Source organism: Burkholderia sp. Se-20373, assembly GCF_017104705.1.
GTDB lineage: Bacteria > Pseudomonadota > Gammaproteobacteria > Burkholderiales > Burkholderiaceae > Burkholderia.
The window spans coordinates 37732-44299 of sequence record NZ_JAAGPH010000060.1 but is presented as its reverse complement, the minus strand read 5'-3'; the positions used below and the strand labels follow the sequence as shown (position 1 = coordinate 44299).

Genomic DNA, 6568 nt, shown 5'->3' with positions numbered 1-6568 from the left:
TCGGCGGCCTGCATCGCGCCGATGATCCCGACCGTCGGCGCGAACACGCCCATCGTCGCGCACGCGACTTCCTCGAACGGCTGGTCTTCCGGAAACACGCACGCATAGCAGGGCGCGGCCGGGTCGCCGGCACGATCTTCGGGCTCATCGCGACGCTCACGTTCGTCGGGCTGTTCCCGCAGCAGCCGCAGCTGTTCCTGCTGGCGATCGCCATCTGGATCGCGCTGTGCACGGCCGGCGCGGCACGCAACCGCAACTTCCGCAGCTACGGCTTCCTGCTCGCCGGCTATACGACCGCGCTGATCGGCCTGCCCGCGTCGCAGCATCCCGACGGCGCCTTCATGAGCGCGATGACGCGCGTTTCCGAAGTCATCATCGGGATCGTGTCGGCCGGTGTCGTCAGTGCGCTCGTGTTTCCGCAATACACCGGCGAACAGATGCGCACGACGGTGCGCAAGCGCTTCGGCAGCTTCGTGGACTACGTCGCGTCGGCGCTGTCGGGCCAGCTCGACCGCGCGCACATCGAGACGATCCACACGCGCTTCGTCGCCGACGTGGTCGGCTTCGAGGCCGCGCGCAGCATGGCCGTGTTCGAGAATCCGGACACGCGCATGCGCAGCGGCCGCCTCGCGCGGCTCAACAGCGAGTTCATGAGCGCGTCGAGCCGCTTTCACGCGCTGCATCAGTTGATGAACCGGCTGCACGCGGCCGGTGCGCAGGCCGCGATCGATGCGATCGAGCCGTATTTTCGCGAAATCGCGCCGCTGCTCACGCGCCATGGCGAACCCGTGCGCACGTCGATCGATGCCGCGCACTCGGCCGAGCAACTGCTCGCGTGGCGCGACGCGCTGCCGCGCCGCATCCGCGCGACGCGCGCGGAGCTCGAAACGCAGCCCGGCTTCCCGCTGCTCGACTTCGACACGGCCGCCGAGCTGTTGTACCGCTTCATCACCGACCTGCAGGAATACGCGGCGACCTACGCGTCGCTCGCGACCGCGACGCACGAGCGCGAACGCTGGATCGAGCGCTACGAGCCGCGCACCAACCGGACGGCCGCCACGATCGCGGGGATCCGCACCGCGACGGTGATTCTCGCGCTGGGCGGGTTCTGGATCGAGACCGCGTGGCCGAGCGGCGTGATGCTGGTGCTGAACGCCGCGGCGACCTGCGCGCTCGCGTCATCGGCGCCGCGCCCGACCGCGATGGCCGCCCAGATGGGGATGGGCACGGCGCTGGCCGTTTGCACCGGCTTCCTGTTGATGTTCGGCATCTACCCGCGGATCGACGGCTTCTGGCTGCTGTGCGCGGCGCTCGCGCCGTTGCTCGCGATCGGCATCTACATGACGCTGAAGCCGAAGCTCGCGGGCTACGGGATGGGCTACCTGATCTTCTTCTGCTTCCTCGCCGGCCCGGACAGCATCACGCACTACGATCCGATGAGCTTCATGAACGACGCGCTCGCGCTGCTGCTGTCGATGCTGGTATCGGCGATCGCATTCGCCGTGCTGTTCCCGCCGACCGCGCCGTGGCTCAAGAAGCGCCTGCTCGCCGACCTGCGCCACCAGGCCGTCGCGGCCTGCCATGCGCGGCTCGCCGGCTTGCGCACGCGCTTCGAGAGCGGCGCGCGCGACCTGATGTACCAGGCGCACACGCTGTCGGCCGACCAGCCCGACGTGCAGCGCGACGCGCTGCGCTGGATGTTCGCGGTGCTCGAAACCGGCAACGCGGCCATCGACCTGCGCCACGAGCTGGCCACGCTGCCGTCCGATCCGCGCTATGCGCCGACGACGCCGTGGCGACGCGCGATCGAGACGATGCGCGCCGCGCTGTCGTCGCTGTTCACCCGGCCGGACGCCGAACGCTTCGACGCCACGCTCGCCGCGGTCAACGATGCGATCGACGCGACCCGGCAGACGCTCGACGCGTTCACGCCGACGCGCGAGGAACGCCACCGGCTGCAGCGGATCCTGAGCCACCTGCATTTCGTGCGCACGGCCCTGCTCGATCCCGAATCGCCGCTCGCCGCGCTCAACCGCAACCGCCCCGTGCGTCCCCAACCAGGAGCCTCGTCATGATGCCGCGTGAAATCGCCATTCTCGATGCCTACATGCCCACGGTGGTGCTGATGTTCGTCCTCGGCGCGCTCGCGACCTGGGCCGTCGACCGCCTGCTCGCCTACACGGGCCTCTACCGACTCGTCTGGCACCCGTCGCTGTTCCGGGCCTGCCTTCTCGTCTGCATTTGCGGCGGACTGAGTCTTGCCGTTTACCGTTGATTCCGAACCATCATGATTCTCAGAAAACTCTTCGGCTTCGTCGCGACCGCCATCATTCTTCTCGTCGCGATCCTGATCGGGCGCTCGCTGTGGGTGCACTACATGGATGATCCGTGGACGCGCGACGGGCGCGTGCGCGCCGAGATCGTCAACGTCGCGCCGGACGTGTCGGGCGCGATCGTCGAGCTGCCCGTGCATGACAACCAGCTCGTCAAGAAAGGCGACCTGATCATGCAGATCGACCCGTCGCACTACCAGATCGCGGTCGAGCAGGCGCAGGCGGCCGTCGCCGCCCGCCGCGCGGAACTGCAGATGCGCCGCGACGACGCGGCCCGCCGCGCGGATCTCGATGCGCTCGTCGTGTCGAAGGAAAACCGCGAGAACGCCGCGCACAGCGCGTCGAGCGCCGACGCGCAGTACCAGCAGGCGATCGCCGCGCTCGATGCCGCGAAGCTCAACCTCGAGCGCACGCGCGTCGTCGCGCCGGTCGACGGCTACATCACGAACCTGCAGACCTTCAAGGGCAACTACGCGGTGGCCGGCCAGGCGAAGCTCGCGATCGTCGACAGCCATTCGTTCTGGGTCTACGGCTACTTCGAGGAAACCAAGCTGCCGCGCGTGAAGATCGGTGCGCCGGCCGAGATGCGGCTGATGAGCGGCGGCGTGATGAAGGGCCACGTCGAAAGCATCTCGCGCGGCATCTACGATCGCGACAATCCGCAGAGCCGCGACCTCGTCGCGGACGTGAACCCGACCTTCAACTGGGTGCGCCTTGCGCAGCGCGTGCCGGTGCGCATCAAGATCGACGACGTGCCGGCCGACGTGGTGCTGTCGGCGGGCACGACCTGCACGGTCATCATCGATCCGGACAAGCAGAAGAAGTCGTAAACGCGGGACGGCCGGGCGCGCTCAGGCCGCGATGCGAAAGCGCCCGACCAGTGACTTCAACGCCTGCGCCTGCTCGTCGAGCGCATTCGCCGCGGCGGCCGCCTGCTCGACGAGTGCCGCGTTCTGCTGGGTGCCGGCGTCCATCTGCGTGACCGCGCGGCCGATCTCGTCGATCCCGGCGCTCTGTTCGTCCGACGCGGCGGAAATTTCACCGATGATGTCGGTCACGCGCTTGACCGCACGCACGACGTCGCCCATCGTGCGGCCCGCGTCGTGCGCGAGCGTCGCACCGTTCGCGACGCGCTCCACCGACGCACCGATCAACTCGCGAATCTCCTTCGCCGCGGTCGCCGAGCGCTGCGCGAGCAGCCGCACCTCGCCCGCGACCACCGAGAAGCCACGCCCCTGTTCGCCGGCGCGTGCGGCCTCGACCGCCGCATTCAACGCGAGAATGTTGGTCTGGAACGCGATCCCCTCGATGGTGCCGATGATGTCGCGGATGTTCTTCGCGCTGTCGTCGATCTCGCTCATCGTCGCCACCACACGCCCGACGACTTCCCCGCCCGTCTCCGCGACGGCCGACGCATTGGCCGCGAGCGCGCTCGCCTGCCGCGCGTTCTCGGCGTTCTGGCGTACGGTCGACGTGAGCTGCTCCATGCTGGCCGCGGTGCGTTCGAGCGCGACGGCCTGCTGCTCGGTGCGCTTCGACAAGTCGAGGTTGCCGGTGGAGATCTCGCCGGACGCCGCCGCGATCGCCTCGGCGCTGACGGCGATCTCGCCGACGGTCGCCGCGAGCCCGGTCTGCATCTCGGCCAGTGCCCGCACCATGCTGTCGCGGTCATGCCGGCCCAGCGTGATCGGCCGCGTCAGGTCGCCGCGCGCGATGTCCGCGGCGATCGCCTTCGCGTGCGCGGGCTCGCCGCCGAGTTGCGACGCGAGACGGCGCACGACGCGCTCGGCGATCACGATCGCGAGCACGATCAGCGCAACCGTCATCGCCGCGATCATCGCGAACGACGACGAGAAGATGGTGGCGGACGCATCGAGCGTCGCCTTCGATTTCGCGCCGCGCGTCTTCACGAGTTCGGCGACGAGTTTCTCGAGCTTGCCCGTTTCGACCAGCAGCGACACGTCCTGCGTGCCGACCTGCCAGTTCATCTGCGACAGGTCGAGCGGCTGCGCACGCACGAGTTCGACGAAATCGCGCAGATGCGCGCTCCACGTACCGACCGCCGTCGAGAACGCGTGCAGCCGCGCCGAATCGTCGGCGTCGGCGGGATCCGCGTAGCGCTGCAGCGTGCCGAGCGCCTGGCCGATCGACGCGAGCCCCGCGCCCACGTCGGCGCCCAGTTCGTCGCGCTCCTTCGCGGTGGTCGCGGTCAGCAGCATCTTCTGGGCACGGCTCGCGCGCAGCACTTCGGCCCGGACCTCCTCGGCCGCGCGGCTCGCGACGTGGCCCTGCTCGTAGACCGACGCGATCGACGCATTCAGCCGGCTGATCTGCCAGAGCGAAAACACGCCGATCGCCAGCGTGCCGGCGAGCAGGATCGCGAAGGCGGCGCGCAACGTCGCCTTGACGGTCCACGGCCGGCGCTCGCGACGCGCCGCGCGCAGGCGCCGTGCGGCGCGGCCGGCGGCAACGTCGGGTGCGGCGGCGGCCGCACCCGGCTGTGGATGCAAAGATGCTGCTTTCATCGAACTATCCCCGTATTGATCACGCGGCCGGAAAGGTCGGTCCCGGCGTTCCCGCGATGGCTGGCCTTGCCGCGCGTCCTGCGCCCGCACCGGCGGATAACCGGTGCCGGGCGCGGCGCGCCTGTTGTCATTGGGTCGTTCTACGGCCGCCACCGCCGTTTCTTGAGTCCGGGAAACCACGCATCGGCCCCGGGCGCGCCCTCCGCCGACCGGCAGGGGCGCCGCCTGCGTTATACCCGGTCAAAAAAATACGCATCGGACGATCCGTCAGATGAATGTCCGATTCGCGATAAAACTTGTCCTGACATTCTTGATACGCCACATTACACTTCTTTGACGCAGCAACGATTCAAGACGCGCCGATCCCCAGCAGAGCGCGCCCGCCACCTCAACTCGTTCAGCTCTCACATGGAAACCAGCCTCGACACCGGCTCCGCCGGCGCAGCCGCCGCCCAGCCATCCGCCCCGCCCGTCGCCCGCACCGTGTACCCGGTGCTCGGCGCGATCAGCTTCTCGCACATGCTCAACGACATGATCCAGTCGTTGATCCTCGCGATCTATCCGATGCTCAAGAGCCAGTTCGCGCTGTCGTTCGCGCAGATCGGCCTGATCACGCTCACCTACCAGATCACGGCGTCGCTGCTGCAGCCGCTCATCGGCCTCTATACCGACAAGCGTCCGAAACCGTATTCGCTGCCGGTCGGCATGGGCTTCACGCTCGCGGGGCTGCTGCTGATGTCGGTCGCGCCGAATTTCCCGATGCTGCTGGTGGCCGCCGCGCTGGTCGGCTGCGGTTCGTCGGTGTTCCATCCCGAGTCGTCGCGCGTCGCGCGGATGGCGTCGGGCGGCCAGCACGGGCTCGCGCAGTCGGTGTTCCAGGTCGGCGGCAACGCGGGTTCCGCGCTCGGGCCGCTGCTCGCCGCGCTGGTGATCATTCCGCACGGCCAGCACAGCATCGCGTGGTTCTCGGCGGCCGCGCTCGTCGCGATGATCGTGCTCACGCAGATCGGCCACTGGTACAAGAAGCATCCGTCGATGAAGAAGAAGGCCGCGGCGGCCGGCCACCCGACGCTGTCGCGCGGCCGCGTGATGAGTGCGATCGGCGTGCTGGTGCTGCTCGTGTTCTCGAAGTACTTCTACCTCGCGAGCATCAACAGCTATTTCACGTTCTACCTGATCGACAAGTTCCACCTGTCGGTGCAGGCCGCGCAGATCCACCTGTTCGTGTTCCTCGCGGCCGTGGCGGCCGGCACGCTGATCGGCGGGCCGGTGGGCGACCGGATCGGCCGCAAGTACGTAATCTGGGTGTCGATCCTCGGCGTCGCGCCGTTCACGATGCTGCTGCCGTACGCGAACCTGTTCTGGACCAGCGTGCTGACCGTGATCATCGGCGTCGTGCTCGCGTCGGCGTTCGCCGCGATCCTCGTCTATGCGACGGAGCTGATGCCCGGCAAGGTCGGGATGGTCGCGGGCCTGTTCTTCGGCTTCGCGTTCGGTCTCGGCGGGATCGGCGCGGCCGTGCTCGGCCAGCTCGCCGACGCGACGAGCATCCCGTTCGTCTACAAGGTGTGCTCGTTCCTGCCGCTGATCGGCGTGCTGACGGTGTTCCTGCCGAACCTCGAAAGCAGCCGGCGCAAGCAGGCGTGACGCACCGGCCGCGGCGTGCGCGCCGCGGCCGGTCGAACGGCTCGAATGAAGGAATGCGGAAAA

The 6568-nt window shown here is 68.6% G+C and carries 5 protein-coding genes; 4 read left to right on the top strand and 1 reads right to left on the bottom strand.

Annotation, left to right across the window (positions count from 1 at the left end; translation table 11 throughout):
* From G3N96_RS20415 to G3N96_RS20405, 3 genes are all read left to right on the top strand, one after another.
* On the top strand, positions 1 to 2075 hold a 2075-nt coding region (locus tag G3N96_RS20415), incomplete at its 5' end, for an FUSC family protein (protein WP_241022741.1).
* Positions 2072 to 2275, top strand: a complete 204-nt coding sequence (locus G3N96_RS20410) for a DUF1656 domain-containing protein (RefSeq protein ID WP_011351756.1) — start codon at positions 2072 to 2074, stop codon at positions 2273 to 2275. The genes G3N96_RS20415 and G3N96_RS20410, both read left to right, overlap by 4 nt.
* A gap of 12 nt (positions 2276 to 2287) precedes the next feature.
* A complete protein-coding gene (locus G3N96_RS20405) occupies positions 2288 to 3163 on the top strand; it encodes an HlyD family secretion protein (protein WP_089439860.1) in 876 nt (291 codons plus the stop codon).
* Positions 3164 to 3184: 21 nt separating this feature from the next.
* On the opposite strand, the gene G3N96_RS20400 is transcribed toward G3N96_RS20405, so the two are convergent.
* Positions 3185 to 4858 (bottom strand): methyl-accepting chemotaxis protein, encoded by a 1674-nt coding sequence (locus tag G3N96_RS20400; RefSeq protein ID WP_206138263.1) that lies wholly within the window; start codon positions 4856 to 4858, stop codon positions 3185 to 3187.
* Positions 4859 to 5266: 408 nt separating this feature from the next.
* On the opposite strand from G3N96_RS20400, the gene G3N96_RS20395 reads away from it, so the two are divergent.
* A complete protein-coding gene (locus tag G3N96_RS20395; protein ID WP_206138262.1) occupies positions 5267 to 6505 on the top strand; it encodes an MFS transporter in 1239 nt (412 codons plus the stop codon).
* Positions 6506 to 6568: the final 63 nt, after the last annotated feature.